Annotated in this window: 20 protein-coding genes; 10 read left to right on the forward strand and 10 right to left on the reverse strand. The window is 71.7% G+C overall.

What is annotated here, in order from left to right:
* The first annotated feature begins 112 nt into the window (after positions 1-112).
* From BZB76_RS12370 to BZB76_RS12385, 4 genes are read left to right on the forward strand one after another with little or no spacing between them, the layout of a single operon-like run.
* On the forward strand, positions 113-796 hold the full coding sequence (locus BZB76_RS12370) for an aminoglycoside phosphotransferase family protein (RefSeq protein WP_246006894.1): 684 nt from the start codon (positions 113-115) through the stop codon (positions 794-796).
* Positions 780-1,667, forward strand: coding sequence for a cobalamin biosynthesis protein (locus tag BZB76_RS12375; protein ID WP_121434391.1), 888 nt, complete (start codon positions 780-782; stop codon positions 1,665-1,667). The genes BZB76_RS12370 and BZB76_RS12375 overlap by 17 nt, the downstream gene beginning before the upstream one ends.
* Positions 1,664-3,166 carry a cobyric acid synthase gene (locus BZB76_RS12380; protein ID WP_121434392.1) on the forward strand — a complete coding sequence of 501 codons (1,503 nt, stop codon included), beginning with the start codon at positions 1,664-1,666 and terminating at the stop codon, positions 3,164-3,166. The genes BZB76_RS12375 and BZB76_RS12380 overlap by 4 nt, the downstream gene beginning before the upstream one ends.
* Positions 3,167-3,205: 39 nt before the next feature.
* Complete coding sequence (locus tag BZB76_RS12385) at positions 3,206-3,880, forward strand: DUF1444 domain-containing protein (RefSeq protein WP_121434393.1); 675 nt, start codon at positions 3,206-3,208, stop codon at positions 3,878-3,880.
* Here the strand turns inward: BZB76_RS12385 and BZB76_RS12390 are convergent, their stop codons facing one another.
* Positions 3,881-5,422, reverse strand: a complete 1,542-nt coding sequence (locus tag BZB76_RS12390; RefSeq protein ID WP_121434394.1) for an ArnT family glycosyltransferase — start codon at positions 5,420-5,422, stop codon at positions 3,881-3,883.
* 146 nt (positions 5,423-5,568) lie between these two features.
* Between BZB76_RS12390 and BZB76_RS12395 the strand changes: the two genes are divergently transcribed.
* Positions 5,569-6,210 carry a LysE family translocator gene (locus tag BZB76_RS12395; RefSeq protein ID WP_121434395.1) on the forward strand — a complete coding sequence of 214 codons (642 nt, stop codon included), beginning with the start codon at positions 5,569-5,571 and terminating at the stop codon, positions 6,208-6,210.
* A gap of 17 nt (positions 6,211-6,227) precedes the next feature.
* On the opposite strand, the gene BZB76_RS35835 is transcribed toward BZB76_RS12395, so the two are convergent.
* The gene (locus tag BZB76_RS35835) at positions 6,228-7,922 is read right to left on the reverse strand and encodes a serine/threonine-protein kinase (RefSeq protein WP_121434396.1); all 1,695 of its coding nucleotides are present in this window, start codon (positions 7,920-7,922) and stop codon (positions 6,228-6,230) included.
* A gap of 129 nt (positions 7,923-8,051) precedes the next feature.
* Between BZB76_RS35835 and BZB76_RS12405 the strand changes: the two genes are divergently transcribed.
* Positions 8,052-9,005, forward strand: a complete 954-nt coding sequence (locus BZB76_RS12405) for an alpha/beta hydrolase (RefSeq protein WP_211342956.1) — start codon at positions 8,052-8,054, stop codon at positions 9,003-9,005.
* A 167-nt stretch (positions 9,006-9,172) separates the two neighbouring features.
* On the opposite strand, the gene BZB76_RS12410 is transcribed toward BZB76_RS12405, so the two are convergent.
* The 4 genes from BZB76_RS12410 to BZB76_RS12425 form a co-directional block, all read right to left on the reverse strand.
* A complete protein-coding gene (locus tag BZB76_RS12410) occupies positions 9,173-10,897 on the reverse strand; it encodes a serine/threonine-protein kinase (RefSeq protein WP_121434397.1) in 1,725 nt (574 codons plus the stop codon).
* Positions 10,898-10,989: 92 nt separating this feature from the next.
* Positions 10,990-12,342: a DUF4389 domain-containing protein gene (locus BZB76_RS12415; protein WP_121434398.1), complete on the reverse strand. Its 1,353-nt coding sequence runs from the start codon at positions 12,340-12,342 to the stop codon at positions 10,990-10,992.
* 72 nt (positions 12,343-12,414) lie between these two features.
* Complete coding sequence (locus tag BZB76_RS12420) at positions 12,415-13,377, reverse strand: quinone oxidoreductase family protein (RefSeq protein ID WP_121434399.1); 963 nt, start codon at positions 13,375-13,377, stop codon at positions 12,415-12,417.
* An 85-nt stretch (positions 13,378-13,462) separates the two neighbouring features.
* Complete coding sequence (locus tag BZB76_RS12425; RefSeq protein WP_121434400.1) at positions 13,463-14,140, reverse strand: TetR family transcriptional regulator; 678 nt, start codon at positions 14,138-14,140, stop codon at positions 13,463-13,465.
* Positions 14,141-14,486: 346 nt separating this feature from the next.
* On the opposite strand from BZB76_RS12425, the gene BZB76_RS12430 reads away from it, so the two are divergent.
* The 3 genes from BZB76_RS12430 (at position 14,487) to BZB76_RS12440 (ending at position 18,528) form a co-directional block, all read left to right on the forward strand.
* Positions 14,487-14,759 (forward strand): hypothetical protein, encoded by a 273-nt coding sequence (locus BZB76_RS12430; RefSeq protein WP_246006896.1) that lies wholly within the window; start codon positions 14,487-14,489, stop codon positions 14,757-14,759.
* Positions 14,760-14,873: 114 nt separating this feature from the next.
* Complete coding sequence (locus BZB76_RS12435) at positions 14,874-15,149, forward strand: DUF6504 family protein (RefSeq protein WP_121434402.1); 276 nt, start codon at positions 14,874-14,876, stop codon at positions 15,147-15,149.
* A 1-nt stretch (position 15,150) separates the two neighbouring features.
* The gene (locus tag BZB76_RS12440; protein WP_246006897.1) at positions 15,151-18,528 is read left to right on the forward strand and encodes a DNA polymerase III subunit alpha; all 3,378 of its coding nucleotides are present in this window, start codon (positions 15,151-15,153) and stop codon (positions 18,526-18,528) included.
* A gap of 439 nt (positions 18,529-18,967) precedes the next feature.
* On the opposite strand, the gene BZB76_RS12445 is transcribed toward BZB76_RS12440, so the two are convergent.
* The 4 genes from BZB76_RS12445 to BZB76_RS12460 all read right to left on the reverse strand — a co-directional run bounded on the left by BZB76_RS12445 (position 18,968) and on the right by BZB76_RS12460 (position 22,046).
* Positions 18,968-19,672, reverse strand: a complete 705-nt coding sequence (locus tag BZB76_RS12445) for a DUF4328 domain-containing protein (protein ID WP_121434404.1) — start codon at positions 19,670-19,672, stop codon at positions 18,968-18,970.
* Between the two features lie 100 nt (positions 19,673-19,772).
* A complete protein-coding gene (locus BZB76_RS12450) occupies positions 19,773-20,096 on the reverse strand; it encodes a hypothetical protein (RefSeq protein WP_246006898.1) in 324 nt (107 codons plus the stop codon).
* A 90-nt stretch (positions 20,097-20,186) separates the two neighbouring features.
* Positions 20,187-20,834 carry a response regulator gene (locus BZB76_RS12455; RefSeq protein ID WP_121434406.1) on the reverse strand — a complete coding sequence of 216 codons (648 nt, stop codon included), beginning with the start codon at positions 20,832-20,834 and terminating at the stop codon, positions 20,187-20,189.
* An 18-nt stretch (positions 20,835-20,852) separates the two neighbouring features.
* Complete coding sequence (locus tag BZB76_RS12460; protein ID WP_121434407.1) at positions 20,853-22,046, reverse strand: sensor histidine kinase; 1,194 nt, start codon at positions 22,044-22,046, stop codon at positions 20,853-20,855.
* Positions 22,047-22,159: 113 nt separating this feature from the next.
* Between BZB76_RS12460 and BZB76_RS36370 the strand changes: the two genes are divergently transcribed.
* The gene (locus BZB76_RS36370; protein ID WP_281273867.1) at positions 22,160-22,291 is read left to right on the forward strand and encodes a hypothetical protein; all 132 of its coding nucleotides are present in this window, start codon (positions 22,160-22,162) and stop codon (positions 22,289-22,291) included.
* The last annotated feature ends 38 nt before the right edge of the window (positions 22,292-22,329 follow it).

The raw sequence follows: 22,329 nt of genomic DNA on the forward strand, positions 1-22,329 counted from the left end.
GGTCGGTGTGGTGGTGAACATCGAGGTTCCGCTCTCCGGCGGGGGTGTGTCGGAGGGTGTGGTGCGGGTCGGGGACACGGTGCGGAGGCCGAGGCGGGCGCACAGTGCGGCCGTGCACGGGGTGTTGCGGCATCTGGAGGCGGTGGGGTTCGACGGGGCGCCGCGGGTGTTGGGGGTCGACGTTCTGGGGCGGGAGGTTCTGAGTTGGGTGCCGGGGGAGGTGCCGCGGCGGCCGTTGCCTGAGTATGCGGCGTCGGAGGAGGCGCTCAGGGGCGTTGGACGGTTGTTGCGGCGGTACCACGAGGCGGTGGTGTCGTACGGGGTGCCGGAGGGGGCGGTGTGGGACGGGGAGACGTCGAATCTCGACGGGGAGCCGGAGGTCATCGGGCACTGTGATGTGACGCCGGACAATGTGGTCTTTCGGGGTGGGGCGCCCGTTGCGCTCATTGATTTCGATCTGGCCCGGCCGACGACGCGGTTGTTCGACGTGGTGACGGCGTTGCGGCATTGGGGGCCGATCGCCGATCCGGCCGATCGGGACGCGGTGCTCTACCAGGTCGATGTGGGACGGCGGTTGCGGGTTCTCTGCGACGCCTACGGGGTGGATCGTGGGATGCGGCGGGACGTCCTGCCGGCCGCCCGGGTAAGGTTCGAGCGGTCTTATCGGGCGATGCGGGCGCGGGCCGAGCGTGGTGGGGGCTGGGCGCGGATGTGGCCCGGGGCGGGGCAGCGGATACGGCGCGCGCAGGACTGGTTGGAGCGGAACTGGGATGAGCTCGATGCGTGTCTCTGGTGAAGGGCTGCTTCTCGGGGTGGCGTTGGACGCGCTTTTCGGGGATCCGAAGAGATGGCATCCGGTCGCGGGGTTCGGGCGGGTCGCTTCGGTGACCGAAAGGGTTCTGTACGGGGATTCGCGGTGGCGTGGGGTTGTTTTCGCCGGGGTTCTCGTGGGGGGTGCGGGCGTCGGCGGGGTCGTGTTGGAGCGGCTTGGGCGCGGGAGTGTGCTGGTGACCGCCGTGTCGACGTGGGTCGTGCTCGGAGGGACCTCGTTGGGGCGGGAAGGGCTCGTGATGGCGCGGGCTTTGGAACGGGGGGATTTGGCGGCGGCGCGGAAGCGGCTGCCGCATTTGTGTGCGCGGGATCCTCAGGGGTTGGACGAGGCGGGGTTGGCGCGGGCGGTGGTGGAGTCCGTTGCGGAGAACACGTCGGATGCGGCGGTCGCTCCTTTGGTGTGGGGGGCGGTCGCGGGTGTTCCGGGGTTGCTCATGTATCGGGCCATCAACACGTTGGACGCGATGGTCGGGTATAGGAATCCGAGGTATGAGCGGTTCGGGTGGGCGGCGGCGAGGTTGGACGATGCCGCCAATTGGGTTCCGGCGCGGTTGACCGGCGCTTTGGTGGGGTTGTGTTCGGGGCGTGAGGCCTGGCGGGTGTTCCTGCGGGATGGGAAGAAGCATCCGAGTCCGAATGCGGGGCGTGTCGAGGCCGCGTTCGCCGGGGCGCTCGGTGTGCGGTTGGGCGGGGTGAACGAGTACGGCGGACGGGTCGAACGGCGTCCCGAAATGGGCGACGGGCGGGCCCCCGAAGCGCGGGACATCCGCAGGGCGGTGGGTCTTTCGGCGGTGGTGACGTTCGCGGCGGCGGCCGTGGTCCGGAGCCTGCGGTGAGCGGGCTGCTGGTCGCCGGGACGACGTCCGACGCGGGAAAGAGCGTGGTCACGGCGGGGTTGTGCCGGTGGCTCGCGAGGCAGGGCGTGCGGGTCGCGCCGTTCAAGGCGCAGAACATGTCGCTGAACTCGATGGTGACGAGTGACGGCGCGGAGATCGGGCGGGCCCAGTACATGCAGGCGCAGGCGGCGGGGGTCGAGCCGCGGGCCGTGATGAATCCGGTGCTGCTCAAGCCGGGCAGCGATCGGCGCAGTCAGGTGGTGGTTCTGGGGCGTCCGGTGGGGGACGTCGACGCGCGGCGGTACGGGGAGTACAAGGAACGGCTTGCGGGAGTCGTGCGGGAAAGTCTCGCGGAGCTGCGGGACGAGTACGACGTCGTGATCTGCGAGGGGGCGGGGAGCCCGGCCGAAATCAATCTGCGGGCCGGGGACATCGTCAACATGGGGCTGGCGCGGGCCGCCGAACTGCCGGTCGTGGTGGTGGGGGACATCGACCGGGGTGGGGTCTTCGCGTCGCTGTTCGGGACGGTGGCGTTGTTGGAGCCCGAGGATCAGGCTTTGATAGCGGGCTTCGTCATCAACAAGTTCCGCGGCGCCCGGGAACTGCTGGAGCCGGGGCTTGAGCAGTTGGAGAGACTGACCGGGCGGCCGACGCTGGGCGTGCTTCCCTGGAAACTCGGGCTGTATCTGGATTCCGAGGACACTTTGGCCTTGGACGCGCCCCGCCCCGACTCGAAAGGCCCGGTCGGAAGGGAGACCCTCCGGATCGCGGTCGTGAGGTTTCCACGGATTTCGAATTTCACCGACCTGGACGCGCTGGCCTGCGAACCGGGAGTCGTGGTCCGTTACGCGGCCGGTGCCGGGGATCTGGCGGAGGCCGATGTGGTCGTCCTGCCGGGAACGCGGGCGACGGTGCACGATCTGGCGTGGCTGAGGGAACGGGGAATGGCCGACGAGATCGTCCGGCGCGCGCGGGAAGGATGGCCCGTGCTCGGTATCTGCGGCGGCTACCAGATGCTCGCCCACGAGATCGTGGATCACGTCGAGTCGGGCGCGGGACGGGTCGAGGGGCTCGGGCTGCTTCCGGCGACGGTCGAGTTCGGGCGGGAGAAGACACTCGGGCGGCCACGCGGGCGGGCGTACGGCGAGGACGTCCAGGCCTACGAGATCCACCATGGCGTGGTCGCGGCGGAGGGCGAACCGTTCCTCGACGGGTGCCGGCAGGGCTCGGTTCTCGGGACGACTTGGCACGGCGCGATGGAGAACGACGGGTTCCGGCGCGCCTTCCTCCGGGACATGGCCCGCAGGAGCGGCCGCGCCTTCACCCCCGCGCCCGACATGTCGTTCCAGGCGGTGCGGGAGGCGACGCTGGACGCGCTCGGCGACCTCGTCGAGGAGCATCTCGACACCGACGCCGTGTGGCGGATCATCGAGCGCGGCGCGCCGCGCGACCTTCCCGTCGTCCCACCGGGCGGAGCGCCCCCCACCGCTGTAGGGTGATCCATTCGAGGGCACCGGGCGCGCAACAGGAGGACTCCCGTGACGGAGACGCGGTCCAGTCTGATCGTCCCGCTGATGAGGGCGCGGGTGCCCGCGGAGATCCAGCTGGAGTTCCCGCTGCCCCCGGACGAGGAGCCGATCCGCGACCCGTTCGCCGCCGACCTCTACGTCACCTACGCGCTGGAGATCGCCGACGAAAGCGTGCCGTCCGGCCGCCGGCATGAGCAGGTGGCGCGGCGGCACTGCGACGAACTGGGCGTACCGCCGGACGAGCTGCGCCGCCGCGCGGTGCTCAACCTGCGGGACCTGCGTCCCGGCCTCGGCCTGAACTGGTATCCGGACGTGCGCGCCGTGACGGTGTCGCTCGGCGGCGGGGACGGGACGGCCGCCGCCCGGCGCACGGCCTCCCGCGGAACGCTGGAGTCGGGCCTGCTGCTGGACGACGGTTTCCTGGAGAAGCTCGCCCAGGACGTGGAGGGCGACCTCGTCGTCGCCGTCCCCGCGCGGGACGTGTTCGTCGCGTCCGGTACCGGCCACCCCGACGGTGTCGACAAGCTCCGTTGGACCGTGGCTCAGGTCTGGGCCGGCGACCGCGCCGACCGGGGGGACACCGGCGTCCCGGCCGACCCGGCGTGGGACGTGCCCGCCGGGAGCCTGCTCACCCACGACCTGCTGGTCCGGCGCGGCGGCGTCTGGGACGTCCTCCCCTCCTGATCACGACAATGTCTTGAGCCGCGGCCACAGCTGAGGCCACGGGGCGCGCTGGCCGCGGCACACCCAGATCGGCTTGCCCTGCTCCTGGTTGTCGAGGCCGACGCCGTTGTCGACCTGGCCCACGGGACGCACGTCCGTCCAGAACTGACGCAGGTATGACGCGCCCGCGACCGTCTCGGGCCCGACGACGACGGCCGGTCCGCCGGTGTCGGGCGGACGCCCGAAGTACCAGTAGCCGTTGTGACCGCTGTAGGCGCGGGGCAGGCCGAGATCGGGCCCGTACCTGTCGAGCGCGCCGGCCTCGCCGTAGTTGCTCACGACGATCACCGCCTTGGAGCGTTCCTCCGGCGGCAGGGCGGCGTGGACCCGCGCGACCTGCGCGGCGAACCGCGGCCAGCCGACCGTCTCGGCGGTGTCGGCGTTGACGGCGGGCTGCGGAGTGTCGGCGAGCCGCGCGACGGGATACACGGGCAGGCTGAGCAGGACGGTCACGACACCGGTGACCGCGTACACCGGGACGGACGCCGCCCACCTCCAGCCGCGCGGCGCGCCGGCGCGCTCGATCTCGACGGCGCCCGCGGCCCACAGTGCCGCCCAGAGTCCGGCGAGATAGTACGGCTTGCCCGCCGTGATCAGGAACAGAATCGTCAGCAGCACGTACGCGTACCCGAGGAACCGGAACGTCCGCAGGTGGTCCGACCGGAACATCCGCCACAGCCCGTAGATCCACAGCCAGGAGAGCAGCACTCCGGTCAGCAGGATCTGGAACGGGACGAATCCGGGCCGTCCCCCGAAGTCGGCCTTTCCGGCGATCGCGTCCGCCATGTCGAGTTGCGGCCAGCCGTGGTCGGCCTGCCACAGCAGCCCGGGGACGAGCCCGGCGACCGCGACCAGCGCCGCCGCCGCGAGCATCGGCCGCCGCAGGAACTCGCGCGGTCCCGCCACGAGCAGCCCGGCGACGAGACCGACCAGCAGGAACGCGGCCAGATACTTGACGTTCACCGCCAGTGCCGCCATGGCCCCGACGGCGAGCAGGAGCCGCTGGTCGCGGGTCCGCGCCCAGCGGACCGTGAGCCACACGATCGTCGTCGACAGCAGCAGGTCGAGCGTCGCCGTGGAGAACAGGTGACCGGCCGAGACGACGAACGGGCACACGGCGTACGCGGCGGCCGTCAGCAGTTGCGCCCGCCGCCCGCCGCCCATCTCCCGGGCGGTCAGCCCGGCGACCACCACCCCGGCGGCGGAGAACAACGCGGCGGGGACGCGCAGCGCGACGAGCGAGTCGCCGAAGACGGCCGTGACCGCGCGGGCGAGCAGCGGCACGAGCGGCGGCTGGTCCGGGTACCCCCACGCCGGATGGCGTCCGGCGACCCGGAAGTACAACTCGTCGCGGTGGTAGCCGTACCGGGCGCTGACGGCCACCAGCAGGATGCCGAGCCCGGCGGCGATCAGCAGTACCGGTCGCCGGGCGAACGCGGGCGGCGAGGACGGCGGGACGATCGCGGCGGGATGGTCGGACGCCGCGGAGGCAGGGGCGGACATGCGACCGAACCTATGCCCCCCATGTCCACCAAGTCACGATCTTGGTTTCGGCCACCCTTGGACAGTGTCCATCCGGGTGAGGGGCCGCGGTCGGGGTTCGGAGAATTCGGTGGGCGGGGCGGGGCGCAACGCGTAATGTCGCGTTCATGGTGTCGACCGATCAGTTGCTGGGATTCTCGGCGATGGCGTTGGCCATCATCATCATTCCGGGCCCGTCCGTACTGTTCGTCGTCGGACGGGCGCTGGCGCACGGTCGTCGCACCGCGCTCGCCGGTGTCGTCGGCGGGGTGCTCGCCGCGCTCGTGCTGACCGTGGCCGTCGCGGTCGGCGTCGGCTCGATCGTGGAACGCTCCGCCGTCGTCTTCACCACCCTGAAGATCGTCGGCGCCGTCTACATCGTGTACCTCGGGGTGCAGGCCATCCGGCACCGCAGGTCCCTGCAGGAGACGATCGGCGCGGACGAGCGAAGCCACGGCGGCGACCTGCGGGCCCTCGCGCAGGGCTTCGTGGTGGGCGTCACGAACCCGAAGACGACCGTGTTCTTCGCGGCCGTCCTTCCGCAGTTCGTCGTCCGGGAGCACGGGCACGTCGCCCTGCAGATGATGGTGTTCGGGCTGATCTTCGCGGTGATCGCGCTGCTGAGCGACAGCGTCTGGGGCCTCGCCGCGGGAACGGCCCGGGACTGGTTCGCCCGCTCGCCCCGCCGTCTCGCCGCGATCGGCGGCACCGGTGGGCTGATGATGATCGGTCTCGGCGTCACCGTCGCGACGACCGGCCGCAAGGACTAGCCGCGTCCGGACGGATGTCAGACGGAGCAGAGGGCGAAGTCGTCGAACGTCGCACGCGGATACCCGGCGGTGCCGTTCTCGGGACGGCGCAGGATCAGACCGCTGGCTCCGGGGGCGCCGTTCGGGGCGGCGGCGGAGGCCTGCGTGACGGGCTCGCCGTTCACCCACATGCCGAGCCGCACGCTCGACCCGTCCGCCACGCACGCGGCCTGGATCCTGTTGTCGCCGTCGGCGAGGTCGGTCGCCATCCCCGCGGCCAGCTCCGTCACCTTGGGGCCGTCGAGGACGGCGATGCGGGCACGGCCGTCCGCGTGGAGCAGGAACGCGAAACCGGAGTCACGCCCACGGCAGAAGACCCCGGCCTCACCGTCCTCGGATTCGACCTTCACATCGATCAGCTGGGACGCGGGCATCGCGGAGACGGGCGCGTCGACGAGGGTCGCGGTCGTCGTCGGGAGAACGTTCAGCACGTACTTCTTGTCCTCATAGCCCGCGTCGGAGGCGGCGGTGGCGGCCGTCTTCCAGCCCGACTCCTCCCGGTCGAAGTCGTCGTCGACGAGCTTCCGTTCGACCTCGGGAGGCCGCCGGGCGAAGGAGTCGACGGCCCCGGTGGTCGTGGCGCCGTCCGGTGCGCCGTTCTCTCCCATCACGTCGAACGCGGGCATCATGACCGCGATACCGGCGGCGAGCGCCACGGCGGCGACGGGCAGCCGCCACCAGCGTTTGCCGTGGACCGTCGAGACGGGACCGGTCGGTGGCGGCGCGCCCATCTGCCTAGTCGGCGGAACCGAGTCGACGGTGCTCCGCGGCGTCTCCACCGGCGGCCCCTGGGGACGCGCCTCCCGCTCGGGCTTCTCGTTCCGGAGTGCCAACGTCGGTGCGGAGGCCGGTGCCGAGGGTGGTGTCTCATCGCCGGTCAGTGCCTGAATCAGCTGCCTGACCGGGGGACGTTCCGCCGGATCCTTCGCCAGCGACCGCGCGACGAGGTCGTACACGGACGGGTCGAGGCCGTCCAGGTCGGGATCGGCGGACGTCACCCGGTTGATGACCTCCGGGAGCGTCGCGCCGGGGAACGGGACGCGTCCCGTCCCCGCGTAGGCGACGACACAGCCCCAGGAGAACACGTCCGCGGCGGGCGTGACCTCCCGGCCGTGCATCAGCTCGGGCGCCATGAAGGCGGGGGTGCCGATGAACTGGCCGGTGCGGGTCGGGCCGTCGGGGGCGTCGAGGGCGCGGGCGATGCCGAAGTCGATGACGCGGGGGCCGGTGGACGACAGCAGCACGTTGGACGGTTTGAGGTCGCGGTGCACGATCCCGGCGCCGTGGACAGCGCTCAGCGCGGTCGCGACGTTGACGGCGAACGCCTCCAGATCGCCACCGCGCAGCGGGCCGTGCCGCTTGACGGCGTCGTCCAGGGACGGGCCCGCCACGTACTCGGTCACCACGTACAGCGGCTCGCCGTCCAGCCGGGCGTCCAGGACGGCGGCCGTGCAGAACCGGCTCACCTGCCGCGCCGCCGTCACCTCGCGGCGGAACCGCTCGTGGAACGCCTCGTCGTCGGCGAGCTCCGCGTTGATGACCTTGACCGCGACCTGGCGGCCGGTGTCGTCCTCGCCGAGGTACACGGTGCCCATGCCGCCGCGGCCCAGCCTGCCGGTGAGGCGGTACGGGCCGAGCCGCCTCGGGTCACGGTCGCGAAGTGGGGCCTGCATGGCTCGACTCCCGGGGGCCGGAGGGCACTGCCGTTTCAGTCTGACGTACGGTTCACTCATTTCGATGCGCGAACCAGGGCGAGAAGTTCGCCCGATCTAGTGGAGTTCGTGGAATTTGGGGGAGACGGCGTGGACGTGACGACCGATGTGCTCGGCCCCGGGTACGAGGCGATCGAACTGCCGATGGGCCGGGACGCCGAGGGTGAGGTGGTCGCGACGCTCGTGCGGCGGCGCCGTACCGATCCGTCGCGCCGGGCGGTCCTGTACCTGCACGGGTTCGTCGACTACTTCTTCCAGCGGCACCTGGCCGACTTCTACGTGAAGCTCGGTTTCGACTTCTACGCGCTGGACCTGCGCAAGTACGGTCGGTCGCTGCGCCCGCACCAGACGCCCAACTACATCGAAAGCCTGTCGGACTACTTCCCGGAGATCGACGAGGCCGTCCGGATCGTCCGGGACGTGGACGGACACGACACGCTCCTGCTGAACGGCCACTCGACCGGCGGGCTCATCGCCGCCCTGTGGGCCGACACGACGAAGGAACGCGGCCTGGTCGACGGCCTCTTCCTCAACAGCCCGTTCCTCGACATCGCGGAACCGCTGGTCATGCGCAAACTCGGCGCGGGCCTGGCGAGGGCCCTGCGGCCGGGATTCCCGAAGGCGAAGCTTCCGGCGGGGGTGTCCGACCGGTATCCGCGGAGCATCCACCGCGACCACGAGGGCGAATGGGACTTCGACCTCGGATGGAAACCGATCCTCGGTTTCCCGGTCCGCGCGGCGTGGCTGGCGGCCGTGCGGCGCGGGCAGCTCCGGTTGCACCGGGGCCTGGACGTCGACGTGCCCGTGCTGGTGATGGCGTCCAGACGAAGCGTCCGGCCCACCCGCAAGGCGCTGGACGTGACCGGGGCCGACGCCGTTCTGGACGTGGAGCACATGGCGCGGTGGGCGCCCAGGATCGGGCGGCACGTCACACTCGTCCGCATCGACGGCGGCCTGCACGACCTGGTGCTGTCACCCGAACCGGTCCGCGGACAGGTGTTCGCCGAACTGACCCGCTGGACGAACGCCTACCTGCTGTGTTGATTGCAGGCGTGTTTATTGCAGGCCCGGCCCACTGCCTTGCGGCTCGCTGCGTGACCGGGCCTGTGCGGACGCGCATCGCTTCGCGATCTGAACGGTTTGCTTGCCTTCGGCGTTGCGCCGGGCGGGTCACGCGTTCGTGTGCGGGCTGAGGCCGGTTCGTGCAGGTTCTAGTCGAGGATCTTCGACATGTCGAAGTCGTCGAAGTGGACGTTCACCGCCTGGGTCTCGTTGCCGCCCTGCTGGATCTCCATTCCGACCCAGCCGTTGCCCAGCGGCTGGTCGGTGTCGGTGACGTCGATGACCTGTTCGCCGTTCACCCAGAGCCGGAGCCTGACCCGCTTGCCGTCGTCCTGACCCGCGCAGGCGATCTGAATCTTGTTCGCGCCCCCGGCGTCGAAGCCGGGAACGGAGTCGGGGGCGGCGAGTTCCTTGCTGCCGCGGTCCCCGTTGACCTTGCGGAGCACCGCGCCCTTGCCGTCGCTGCGGACCAGGAACAGGTACTGGGTGATGACGTTGCGGTTGTTGTTTCCGCGGCACAGCATCCCGAACCGGGCGTCGGCGGGCCCCTCCGCGACGGTCGCCGTCACGGTCGCCAGCACCGGGTCGGGGAAGGCGCTCACATCCTTCTTCGGCACCCACCGGGTGACGGACTTGAGGTACCGGCTGGTCTTCATCGAGTACTTGCCGTCACGGTAGCCGTAGTCGTCGCCGAAGCTGTCCCAGCCGGACTGGTCGTTGGCGAAGTCGTCGCTGAACGTCGTCGCCAGGTTCTCGGGCGGGCCGTCCGAACGCAGCACGGTGAACGCGACGACGGCGAGGACGGCTAGCGCCGCGACGGCCGCGCCGGCGATGAGCAGCGGGCGGCGCGGCCCGTTCCGTCCGCCGGGCGCGGGACGGGCGGAGTCGCTGCGCGTGACGTCGGTGCCTCGCGTCGGCGTGGGCTCCGGCCGGGGCGTGCCCCGCGTGGGCGGTCCGGTCCGTGCCTGTACGGTCGGGTCGGTCGTGGTGCCGTGCCAGCCCGCCTGGACGGTCTGGGCCAGTGTCGCCGGGTCGGCCTTCTCACCGCCGCCGACCAACCGCCCGAGGAGGTCCTGGACGGACGGCCGCTTGCGTGGATCCTTGTCGAGCGCGGCGGCGACCACGTCGCGCAGGTCGGGGTCGAGGCCGTCCAGCCGCGGTTCGTCGTGCGCGACCCGGTAGAAGATCTCCGGGACGGTGTTGCCCGCGAACGGCGCGCTGCCCGTCCCGGCGTAGGCGACGACGCAGCCCCAGGAGAACACGTCCGACGCGGGTGTGACCTGCTCGCCGCGCAGCAGTTCGGGCGGCAGGTAGTTCGGCGTGCCGACGAACTGGCCGGTGCGGGTGGGGCCGTCGGCGGCGTCGAGGGCGCGGGCGATGCCGAAGTCGATGACGCGGGGGCCGGTGGACGACAGCAGCACGTTCGCGGGCTTCAGATCGCGGTGCACGATCCCGGCGCCATGGATGGCGGCGAGGGCGGTGGCGACGCCGACCGCGACGCCCTCCAGGTCGGAGCCGGGCAGCGGGCCGCGGTCCGCGACCGCCCGCTCCAGGCTCGGACCCTCGATGTACTCGGTGACGACGTACAGCGGGTCGTCGTCGAGTTCGGCGTCCAGCACGGGCGCGGTGCAGAACCGGCGGACCTGCCGGGCCGCCGTCACCTCACGGCGGAACCGGTCGCAGAACGCCGCCTCCCCGGCCAGCTCCCGGTTGATCACCTTGACGGCGACCCGGCGGGTGCCGGTGCGGTCCTCGCCGAGATAGACCGTCCCCATGCCGCCGCGGCCGAGCCTGCCGACGATCCGGTAGCGGCCGAGTTCGGTGGGATCCTCGGGGCGCAGGGCCTCGCCGTTCTCTCCTGCATGGGTGGTCATCGTGGTCCTGAACTGGATATGGGGGGTCGTTTCCGGAAAACCCTAGTGGGCCGCGCCGTTTCCTCGAACGAAGCCTTGGACGTACGAAACGGTCAACGCGTTCGGCGTGCCCGCGGAAGAGTCCGGAACGGCGGGAGCGTCTCGCCGGTGAGTCCGAACGCGTAGGCGATGACGCGGCCCGACCAGCGCTGGCAGCCGACGACCAGCCGGTACAGCGTCCGCGGATAGCGGCCGGTGAACGGGATGAGCAGCCAGCTCACCGGCATGGCGACCACCAGGAACGCGAACATCCCCATCATCACGAACAGGTGCGGGAGGACCAGAACGCCCCTGAGCAGGGTGAACCAGCGTCGCGGGCCCTGCCATTCGGTCGGGTACGGCAGGTCGACCACGACGGTGTCGGCGTCCGCGGCGGGTTCGCGCCGGGCGAGGGAGGCGGCGGGACGGGTCGGCTCCGCCGTGGGAGCGTTCCGCCCGTTCCGGTTGATCGTTCCGTTCGACCGGTTCGTCCGGTTGGGCTCGGGGGTGGGTCGAGGGGGCGGGACGTTCGCGTCGTTGCTCGACGCGGTGTTCGGCAGGGGGCCCTGCCAGGTCGCCGAGAGCGCCTCCAGGGCGTGCTCGGGGCTCTCCTGACCGACGAGGCGGGTGAGGATCTGCCGGGCGGTCGGCCGTTTGCGCGGGTCCTTGCCGAGGGCGGCGGCGACGATGTCGCGCAGTCGCGGGTCGAGGCCGTCGAGGTCGGGCTCGTCGTTGCCGATGCGGTGGAACGTCTCCGCGACCGTCTTGCCCTGGAACGGTGGATGGCCCGTTCCCGCGTAGACGACGACGCAGCCCCACGAGAACACGTCCGACGCCTGCTCGACGGGTTCGCCGCGCAGTACCTCCGGCGCGATGTAGGCCGGGGTCCCGACGAACTGGCCGGTGCGGGTGGGGCCGTTCGGGTTGTCGAGGGCGCGGGCGATGCCGAAGTCGATGACGCGGGGGCCGGTGGACGACAGCAGCACGTTCGCGGGTTTCAGGTCGCGGTGGACGATCCCGGCGCCGTGGATGGCGGCGAGGGCGGTGGCGACACCGACCGCGACGCCCTCCAGGTCGGAGCCGGGCAGCGGCCCCTTGGCGTGGACGGCGCTCTCCAGGCTCGGCCCGTCGATGTACTCGGTGACGATGTACGGCGGATCCTGGTCAAGCCCGGCATCCAGCACAGGAGCGGTACAAAAACGATGAACGCGACGGGCCGCGGTCACCTCGCGGCGGAAGCGGGCGAGGAACGCCGCCTCCCCGGCGAGGTCCCGGTTGATGACCTTGACGGCGACACGGCGGCCGTCGGGCTCCGCGCCCAGGTAGACCGTTCCCATGCCACCACGGCCGAGACGTCCGAGCAGGCGGTAGGGCCCGAGAACACGTGGTTCGTCCTGCTCCAGGGGTTCGGCGGCGTATGTGGTCATGGCGGGCGGTCTCCTCGAAGATCGTCTATTCCGAGGCCAGCCTAAGGGAGTCGGCGCGTCCCGACTGCCGGGTCAGGGGATCAGTAGAAGCTTGCCGGTGGTGCGCCGCGCCTGAAGATCGGCGTGCGCGGTGCCGGCGTCGGCGAGGTCGTGCCGGTGCCCGACCCGGATCTCCAGGTCGCCGGACGCCACCCATCCGTAGACGTCGGCGGCGCGTTCCAGCAGCTCCTCACGGGTGGCGACATAGTGGGCCAAAGTCGGACGGGTGAGGAACAGCGACCCGGCCGGGTTGAGGCGCTGCGGGTCGAACGGCGGCACCTTCCCGCCCGCCGCCCCGTACAGCGCGAGGACGCCGCGCCGCCGCAGGCTCGCGAGGCTCCCCTCGAACGTGGGCGCCCCGACACCGTCGTACACGGCGGCGACGCCCTCTCCGTCGGTCAGCTCCCGTACCCGGTCGGCGAACCCGTCGTAGCCCATCGTGACGTCCGCGCCCGCGTCCCTGGCGAGCTTCTCCTTCTCCGGCGTCGACGCCGTCGCGAACACCCGCGCGCCCAGCGCCTTGGCCGTCTGCGTGAGCAACAGCCCCATGCCGCCCGCCCCCGCGTGCACGAGGACGGAGTCGCCCTCCTGGATCGGGTACGTCGACCGCGTCAGGTAGTGCGCGGTCATGCCCTGGAGCAATGCCGCCGCCGCGTCCTCCAGGCTCACCTCGTCCGGGACGGGGACGACCCTGTCCGCCCGGACGAGGGCCCGCTCCGCGTAGGCGCCCTCCACGTCGGTGCTCGCCACCCGGTCGCCGACCGAGAGATCCCGGACGCCGTCCCCGACCGCCGCGACCGTGCCCGCCGCCTCGATGCCCGGCGTGAAGGGAAGCTCATGCGGGTACGCGCCGGTCCGGAAGTACACGTCGATGAAGTTGACCCCGGCCGCGGCCACATCGATCACCACCTCCCCGGGACCCGCTTCCGGCACGGAACGTTCCGTGACCGTCAGGACCTCGGGGCCGCCGTTCTCGGTGATGACGATCGCGCGCATGCCGTGCTCCTACTCCTGCTGGTTCCCTGGGCACATTGATCTTGGCAACCCGGCCTTCGGGCGGCCTATTCCACCGCTGGAACGGTCAAACCCAGTCGCGCATGGTCTCGCTGACCAGCGCGACGGCCTCCTCGACACGCGCGGCGACCTGTCCGATGTCCCAGATGTCCTGTCGGGCGCAGTCCTCGAACGCGATCTTGGTCGCGGACATGAAGAACGCGACGACGATCTTCGGGCGCAGGTCCGCCACCGGGTCCACGTCCTCGCGCCGCGCGATCTCGGCGGCCAGCGTCTCCGCCGCCACCCCGTGCCGGGCCATCTGCGCCGCCACCAGCGACGGCGTCGCCTCGATCACCCGCCGGACGCGGCGGAACCGGGCGCTGTCGGCCGGGTCGCCCGTGGCGATGCTGCGGAGCACGACGCGCATCGACTCGTACAGCGCGGTGAACGGCCGCTCTCCGGGCGGACGCGCGGCAAGAGCCTCCGTCAGGGTCCGGTCGTGTTCGCCGAGGAAGCTCATCACGACGTCCTCCTTGGTGGCGAAGTAGCGGAAGAACGTCCGCTGCGACACCTCCACGGCCGCCACGATCTCGTCGATCGTCGTCGCCTCGTACCCCTGGGAGACGAACAGCTCCAGGGCCGCGTCGGTGAGCGCGAGCCGGGTCCGCTGCTTCTTGCGTTCGCGGAGCCCCGCCGACTCGGCGCCCTCCTGACCGGGCTCCCGAGTGGTGCCTGACGGGTCGCCGACGGGGGCGGCGCTCATCGGCTCGCTCCTTCTCTGCGCGTGACGCGGGCGCGTTGGGCCCGTCCTTCAGAGGCTTCTATCACGGACGGAGCCTCCGCGAGAGCGGGAGGGGTGTCGGCGCCCCGAACAGGGGGCGTCCGCCGCGGCGGACCGGTCCGTTCCGCGATTGGCGCACACGGAGGCGGCACGTTGTCCCGGTTCATACGGACCATCCTCGGCGAATCGCGAATCAGTCGCTCCACTCTCGCAATTTCCCTGCACAGCCCGGGGATTCGGGTCATGCTGATGACCGGTCACCAACTGTCGCCGGACGATCGCCCTTGGTCATCGCCCGGTGGACCTCGGACCACTGGAGGCGGCTGATGTGTCTGTAGTGGGTGGGCGGGAGACCGCCGAGACGCGCCGACGGCATCTCGCGGCGCTGGCGTACGAAGTCGAGGTCCGCGGGCTCTCCTGGAGGCTCGCGGGCCCGGAGGAGTCACTGCTGAGCGTGTCGGGTCCGCGGGTGCGGGGCCGGATCATGGTCGTCGCCACCCCGTCCGGCGACGGCTGGTTCTACCTCTGGCCGGGCGGGGGCATGGCCGATGTCGCCGAGGTCGCGGCGGTCGCCGACCGGCTGGCCCGCATGCTCGCGTGACCGGGCCCCGCCTTGCTCGCGCGGCGACGGTGTCCCTAGACTCGGGTGGCGAACGTTTGTTCGAATCTTGTCCGCATGTCCTTCCCCCGTGCGGTGAGCCCGAGGGGGAGGCAGATGACACGCGTGTTCGGCGACCCCGTGGACGTCTGGGTGAACGACGGACGTCCCGTCAGGTTCGTCTGGCGCGGCCGGCTCTACACCGTGCGGCGGGTGTTGGAGCACTGGGTCACGACCCGTGACTGGTGGCGGGAGCGGCATCCCGACGGCGAGGCCACCGGCGAGCGGGAGTTCTGGCGGGTCGAGGCGACCCCGGGCCGGGAGATCGGCGTCTACGAGCTACGTCATGACGTGGCGGCCGACAGTTGGCTGCTCTCCCGGGTATGGGACTGACGTGCACATTCATGTCGCCTCGTGCTATTCGCTGCGGTACGGCGTCGCGCCGCCCGCCGCGCTGGCCGAGCGCGCGGTGGACCTCGGCATGCGGACGCTCGCGCTGACCGACCGCGACGGTCTGTACGGCGCCGTCCGGCACGTTCGCTCATGCGCCGACGCGGGCCTCGGGGCCGTCGTCGGCGCCGACCTCCGGGTCGCCTCCACCGGAGAGGAACGGATCGTGGTCCTCGCCGAGGGCCGCGCCGGATGGCGGTCGCTGTGCCGGCTGGTGTCGGCGGCGCACGCGGCGGGCGAGCGCGGGCATCCCGTCGTGACGCGGCAGATGGTCGGCGCGCACGCCGAGGGCCTCGTCGTCCTGCTCGGACCGGCCTCCGACTTCGGCCGCGCCGTCGCCGGACGACGCCCCGACGTCGCGGCGGCGCGGCTGGAGGCGTGGCGCGCGACCGTCGAGACCATGGTCGAGATCGTCGACCACCATGACCGGGGCGACGGGCACCGGGCGGCCCGGATGCTCGCGCTCGCCCGCGCGGCCGGGGTGCCCGCCGTGCTGGGCAACGCCGTCCGCTACCTGGATCCGGCCGATCATCCGGTCGCGCAGGTGCTGGACGTGACGCGCCGCCTCGTCCCGCTCGACCGGCGGCACCTCGACGACCGGACCGGCCACGCGTACCTGAAGTCGATCCCCGAGATGCGCCGCGTCGCGGAGCTGAGCTGCGGCCCGGACGAGGCGGACGCGCTGCTGGCCGAGACCCGGCGGCTCTCCGAACGCTGCGTCCTCGACCCGGGTCACGACCTCGGCATGGACGAGGTGCATCTCCCCGCCGTCGACGGTGACCCGTACGCCCTGCTCGTGGCCCGCTGCGCGGACGGAATGGCCCGGCGCGGTCTCGACGGGTCGTCGGAAGCGGTCGCGCGGCTGGACCACGAACTCGGCGTGATCGCCCGGAAGGGCCTGGCGTCCTACTTCCTCACCGTCGCCGACGCCGCCGCGCTGATCAGGTCGCGCGGCATCCGGTGCGCGATCCGCGGCTCCGGCGCGGGCAGCCTCGTCAACCACCTCCTCGGCATCGGCGACCTCGACCCGCTGCGGCACGACCTGGTCATGGAACGGTTCCTCGCCGACAGCCGCGACGGCCTGCCCGACATCGACCTGGACGTCGAGTCCGCCCGGCGGCTGGAGGCGTACCGGGCGCTGTTCGACCGCTTCGGCGCCGAGAGCACGGCGTGCGTGTCGATGATGGAGACCTACCGGGCGCGCAGCGCGATCCGCGACGTCGGCAACGCCATCGGGCTGCCGCCGCTGGAGATCGACGCGGTCGCCAAGGCGTTCCCGCAGATCAGGGCGAGCCAGATCCGCTCGGCGCTGACCGACCTGCCCGAGCTGCGGCAGAGCGGCCTGGCGAGCGGGCGGCTGGAGGTCCTGTTCCGGATCGCCGAACGGCTGGACGGCATACCCCGCCATATCGCCATGCACCCGTGCGGCATCCTGCTGTCGAACCCGACCCTGCGCGACCGGACGCCCGTCGAACAGGCCGCCGTCGGCTTCCCGATGAGCCAGTTCGACAAGGACGACGTCGAGGCGATGGGCCTGCTCAAACTCGACGTGCTCGGCGTCCGGATGCAGTCGGCGATGGCGCACGCGGTGGCCGAGGTCGCCCGGGTGACCGGCGAGGAGATCGCGCTGGAGGACGTACCGCGCGACGATCCCGCGACATACGAGCTGATCCGCACGTCCCGGACGCTCGGCTGCTTCCAGATCGAGTCGCCCGGACAGCGCGAGCTGATCGGCCGCCTCCAGCCCCGCGACCTGGACGACCTGGTCATCGACATCTCGCTGTTCCGTCCCGGACCGGTCAACTCCGACATGGTGACGCCGTTCCTGGAGGCCCGTGCCGGTGTCCGGGAACCCGTCTACCCGCATCCGGACCTCGAACCCGTCCTGCGGGAGAGCCTCGGCGTGATCGTCTTCCACGAGCAGGTGCTGCGCGTCATCGACGTGATGACGGGATGCGGCCTGTCCCAGGCGGAGGCGGCGCGCCGGAGCCTCGGCCACGAACGCGGCCAAGCCGTGGTCGGCGCGTGGTTCCGGGAGAAGGCGGTGGCGCGCGGCTACGACGAGGCGTCCGTCGGACGCGTCTGGCGGCTGCTGACCGCGTTCGGCGCGTTCGGGTTCTGCAAGGCGCACGCCGCGTCGTTCGCGCTGCCCACCTACCAGTCGGCGTGGCTGAAACGGCACCATCCCGCCGCCTTCTACGCGGGCGTCCTCACCCATGACCCCGGCCTCTACCCCAAACGCGTCATCCTGGACGACGCGCGGCACTTCGGCGTCCCGATCCTGCCGCTGGACGTGAACCGCTCGTCCGCGGAGTGGCACGCCGAGCCCGTCTCCGCGGGCGGCCCGACCGGCATCCGGGTGGCGCTCAGTGAGGTCAAGGGCATCTCCGACGCCGAGGTCACCACGATCGTCGAGACCCGCCCCTACGCCTCCCTGACCGACTTCTGGCGCCGGGCCCGCGCGTCCCGATCGACGACCGAGCGGCTGGTCCTGGCCGGGGCGTTCGACACCGTCCACGGTGGCGTCCCGCGCCGCGATCTCCTCTGCCGGGTGGGCGCCCTGAGCCGCCTCAGCGTCCGTCCCGCCCACGTCCTCGAAGGGCAGCTTCCCCTGGACGACGACGGTGCCGTCCCCGGCCTGACGGAGGACGTCCCGGCGGGCGGGCTGCCCCCGATGACGCCCGCCGAGGTCGTCGAGGCGGAGCTGGACATCCTCGGCATGGACGTCAGCCGCCACGTCATCACGTTCTACGACGCGCTGCTCACCGGGCTGGGCGTCGTCCGCGCAACAGACCTGCCAGGCCGTCCCGACGGAAGCGAGGTCCTGGTCGCGGGCGTCAAGGTCGCCACGCAGACCCCGGCGGTCAGGTCCGGCCAGCGGGTCATCTTCGCCACGCTGGACGACGCGACCGGCCCCGTCGACCTCACCTTCTTCGAGTCGGTGCAGGACCGGTGCGCCGCGACCGTCTTCGGCTCCTGGCTGCTCGTGGCCCGGGGCCGGGTCCGCCGCGCCGGGGCCCGCGCGGTCTCCATCACCGCCGACGCCTGCTGGGACCTGAACGCCCTCCACGAGGCGTGGCGCCGCGGCGGCCCGGACGCCGTGCGCGCGGCCATGGCGGTGCCGTCCCCGCCGAACCGTCCGGTCGGCCGCCGCGTCGTCCAACCCACCGGCTTCGCGATGTCCCCGTACTCCGACATCGGCCACGCGGGGGCGGCCGTGAAGCGTCCGCCCGCAGCGCGTCTCTGGCACTCCAGCCGGGGCAGTACCGGCGTGTTATTGCAGTACCGGCCCACTGCGCTCGCCTGGCGGCTCGCTGCGTGACCGTTCCTGGGGCGAACGCGGCATCGCTTCGCGATCCGCCCGGTTCCGCTCGCCTTCGGCGTCGCTGCACCGGGCGGGTAACGCGTTCGCGTGCGGGCCGAGGCCGCTGTGTTGATTGCAGGACCGGCCCACTTCGCTCGCCTGGCGGCTCGCTACGTGACCGTTCCTGGGGCGAACGCGGCATCGCTTCGCGATCCGCCCGGCTGCGCTCGCCTTCGGCGTTGCTGCACCGGGCGGGTAACGCGTTCGCGTGCGGGCTGAGGTTGCTGTACTTATTGCAGGAACGGCCCACTTCGCTCGCCTGGCGGCTCGCTGCGTGACCGTTCCTGGGGCGAACGCGCATCGCTTCGCGATCCGCCCGGCTGCGCTCGCCTTCGGCTTCGCTGCGCCGGGCGGGTAACGCGTTCGGGCGCGGGCTGAGGTTGCTTCGAATCAGGCCCTAGGCGCCGGGGGTCTGTGCGGAGCGGGCCATCGGGAGGCACTGGAGTCGGGTGATCTGGAAGACCGTGGCCATGCAGAGGGTCGCGGCGATGGCCTGGAAGGCCGCGGCGGCGACACCGACGTGGACGTCGAAGCGGGCGTCGGCGAGGGTCTCGACGCTGCCGTGGGTGAAAGCGCGGCCGAGCAGTAGACCGATGAGCGCGCAGACCCACCAGGCGGCGACGACGAGACCCGCCGCCTGCCGTTCCGCCGTCCGGTATCGGCCGCTGTTGACCCACACCTCGTAGACCACGCGCGGCGGAATCCACAGGTTGACGATCGGGCAGACCCAGCCGAGCAGCACCCACGCGCGATGGTGCCGGTGCGGGCCGGGTGACTGCCGGTAGGCGCGCCACAGCCAGATCAGGTACAGGACGCCGGTGACCACGGCCATGATCGCGCTGACCGTGAACACGTCGGCGTACGGGGCGAGCGCCTCGCCGGTGGCCACGGGATCGTAGCCGTCGTGCGTCTCGTCTCCCAGGGGACGGGCGAGCCGGAGCAGGCTGATGCCGGAACCGAGGGCGATGAACGCGTTGAACCCGAGCAGCATGAACACGGCGACGCCGACGGCGCGGAAGTCACGGCGCCGGGCCCAGGCCCCACATGCCGGGCAGCGTGCGACCTCGGCCGGGATGATGTCGCCGCACAACGCACACGGCATGGTTCACCTCCGACGGCCTTTGCGCTTCCCTGCTTTGGATACTACGTACGTTTGACTGACCCGTCCGCACACTTGTTCACGGTCTCCGAGGTGTGGATCTTCACACCTGGAAGACGAGCCGCGTGGCGGTCCAGGTGCCGAGGACGGTGACGGCCGCCCACGCGGCGAGGCGTCCGAGACCGCCGGTGACGAGGAGCCGTTTGGGACGGAACCCGGTGACCAGGAGCAGCGCCCACCACTCGGCGGCCAGCGCGATCGTCGCGTACAGCGACCCGAAGCCGAGCAGCGAGAACGTCAGGACGACGCCCGCCGGGGTGATCGCGTGCGCGAACAGGGAAGGCCCGCGGGCCGCCCCGTGGACGCCGTTGCGCAGGCCGGCGAGGACGGCGCCCCAGCCGAGGGCGCACAACACCCAGACGGCCACGACCGTGACGGGCAGGCCGCTCAGCGACTCCGGTGCCAGTGCCTCGTCCTTCCCCCGCGTTCGTGCCGTCCCCTCGATGCCCTGTCCGGATCAGGTCATGAGGCCCGACTCCCAGGCCCAGGCGGCGGTCTCGACCCGGTTCCGGGTTTCGAGCTTGCGGTGGACGCTGCCGAGATGCGTCTTGACGGTGGACAACGCCACGTACAGTTCCGCGGCGATCTCCTCGTTGGTCAGACCGCGGGCGACGAGGCGCACGACCTCCAGTTCCCGGTCGGTCAGCGGCTCACGGGGTGGGGGAGCGGTGGCGGGTGGTCGCGCCAGATGCTCCAGCAGCCGGACCGTGATCGAGGGAGACACCAGCGACTCGCCGTTGGCCGCCGCGCGGACGGCCTCCACGAGCAGCGCGGGCCCGCCGTCCTTGAGCAGGAACCCGACCGCGCCGCCGCGCAGCGCCCCGTACACGTACTCGTCGAGGTCGAACGTGGTGACGATGACGATGCGCGGGGGATCGGGGACGCCGGGGGCCGTCAGCGCGCGGGTCGCCTCAAGACCGTCCATCACCGGCATCCGGATGTCGAACAGGCACACGTCGGGGCGGAGGCCACGGGCCAACTCGACCGCCATGGCGCCGTCGGGGGCCTCCCCGACCACCTCCATGTCGGGCTGCGAGTCGACGATCATCCGGAAACCGGTCCGGACCATTTCCTGGTCGTCGGCGATCAGTACGCGGATGGGCACATCGTCGATTCTGTCAGGTCATTCGTCCCCGGCGGGCAGCACGGCGACGACCTCCCAGCCGCCCTCGGGGCGCGGGCCCGCGCGCAGCCGTCCGCCGAGCGCGCCGATCCGCTCGGACAGGCCGGTGAGCCCGAACCCGCCGGACGGCAGACGCCTGCCGCGTCCCCGCCCATCGTCGCGGACGCTCACCTGCACCTCCCCGCCGACGCGGGTGAGGCTGACCTGGACGGTGTCGGCGTCGGCGGCGTGCTTGCGGACGTTGGTGAGCGCCTCCTGCACGACGCGGTGCGCCGAGGTCGCGACCTCCGGTGGCAGCGTGCCGAGGTCGGGCGCGAGCGTCAGCGCGGCGGGCGGGTGGTCGAACGCGGCGACGAGATCGCGCAGCTGTGACAGGTCCCCGACGGGACGGGTCACGGCGCCCGCGCCGGGATGACCGTCGCCGCCGACGTGCTGGGCGTCCCGCAGGAGCCCGACCATGCGGCGCATCGAGGTGAGCGCCTCGGTCCCGGCCTTCTCGATCCCGCCGAGCATCGCGTCGATCTCCTCGGGCGTCGGCACCCGCGCGGATCCCGCCTGTGCCGCGAACCGGGCGGCCTGCGCCTGAACGACGATGCCCGTGACATGGTGGGCGACGAAGTCGTGCAGGTCGCGGGCGAGTTCGAGCCGTTCGTCCCGCCGTGCCGCCACCAGTGACCGGGCCCGGCGGGCGTCCGCGGCCCGCAGGTACAGCCCGATCCCGACGGCGATCGCCGCGGCGATGCCGAGCGGCGGGGTGTACACCGACGCCTCGACCACGCTCGAGCGCAGCGGCGCCACCAGGATCGCGACGATGAACAACACCGCCATCGGGACCAGGAGCCGCCGCTTCGCCTTCCACACCGTCCGGGCGAGGAGGATCAGCAGGCCGCCGGCCTCGGCGTACATGCACCCATCGAGCCATAGGAGCTGGTCCGACAGCCCCAGACGGAGCGTCGTGGCCGCCGACAGTAAGGCGGCGAGACATCCCCAGACGAGGAACCGGCGGCCGGAGATCGCGGCGACGTTGGCCGCCGCCGCGACGAACACCGTCCACAGAATGAGCTTGGTGATGGTGTCGGCGATCAGGAAGGTCGTGAGGAACAGCCCGGTGAACCCCGCATACGCGAGCCGCGCCATGCAGCCGCCCACCGAGTGAATGCGATCCAGCCTTGCCCCGGTGTCACTCACGCCCATGGAGCGTACGACCCGAGGTCGATCACCGGATCGGCCGATCGGCCGATACTCCGCGTCCAGGACCGGCCCCCGGCCCGATGTGGGCGGGGAGTGGCGCGGCGGACGCTGGGGACATGCACCTCTACCTGGTCTATGGAGTCATCATCCTCGTGTTCGCCGCTTTCGTGATCTTATGCGGCGTCATGTTACCCGCCATGGAGATCGTGAAGTCGATCCGGGACCGTCGCTCGGACGCGGTCGAATAAGGGTTCGAGAATGTCAGTGGTGAACCGTAGCGTTGACC

This window comes from Actinomadura pelletieri DSM 43383 (assembly GCF_003634705.1).
Lineage (GTDB): Bacteria > Actinomycetota > Actinomycetes > Streptosporangiales > Streptosporangiaceae > Spirillospora > Spirillospora pelletieri.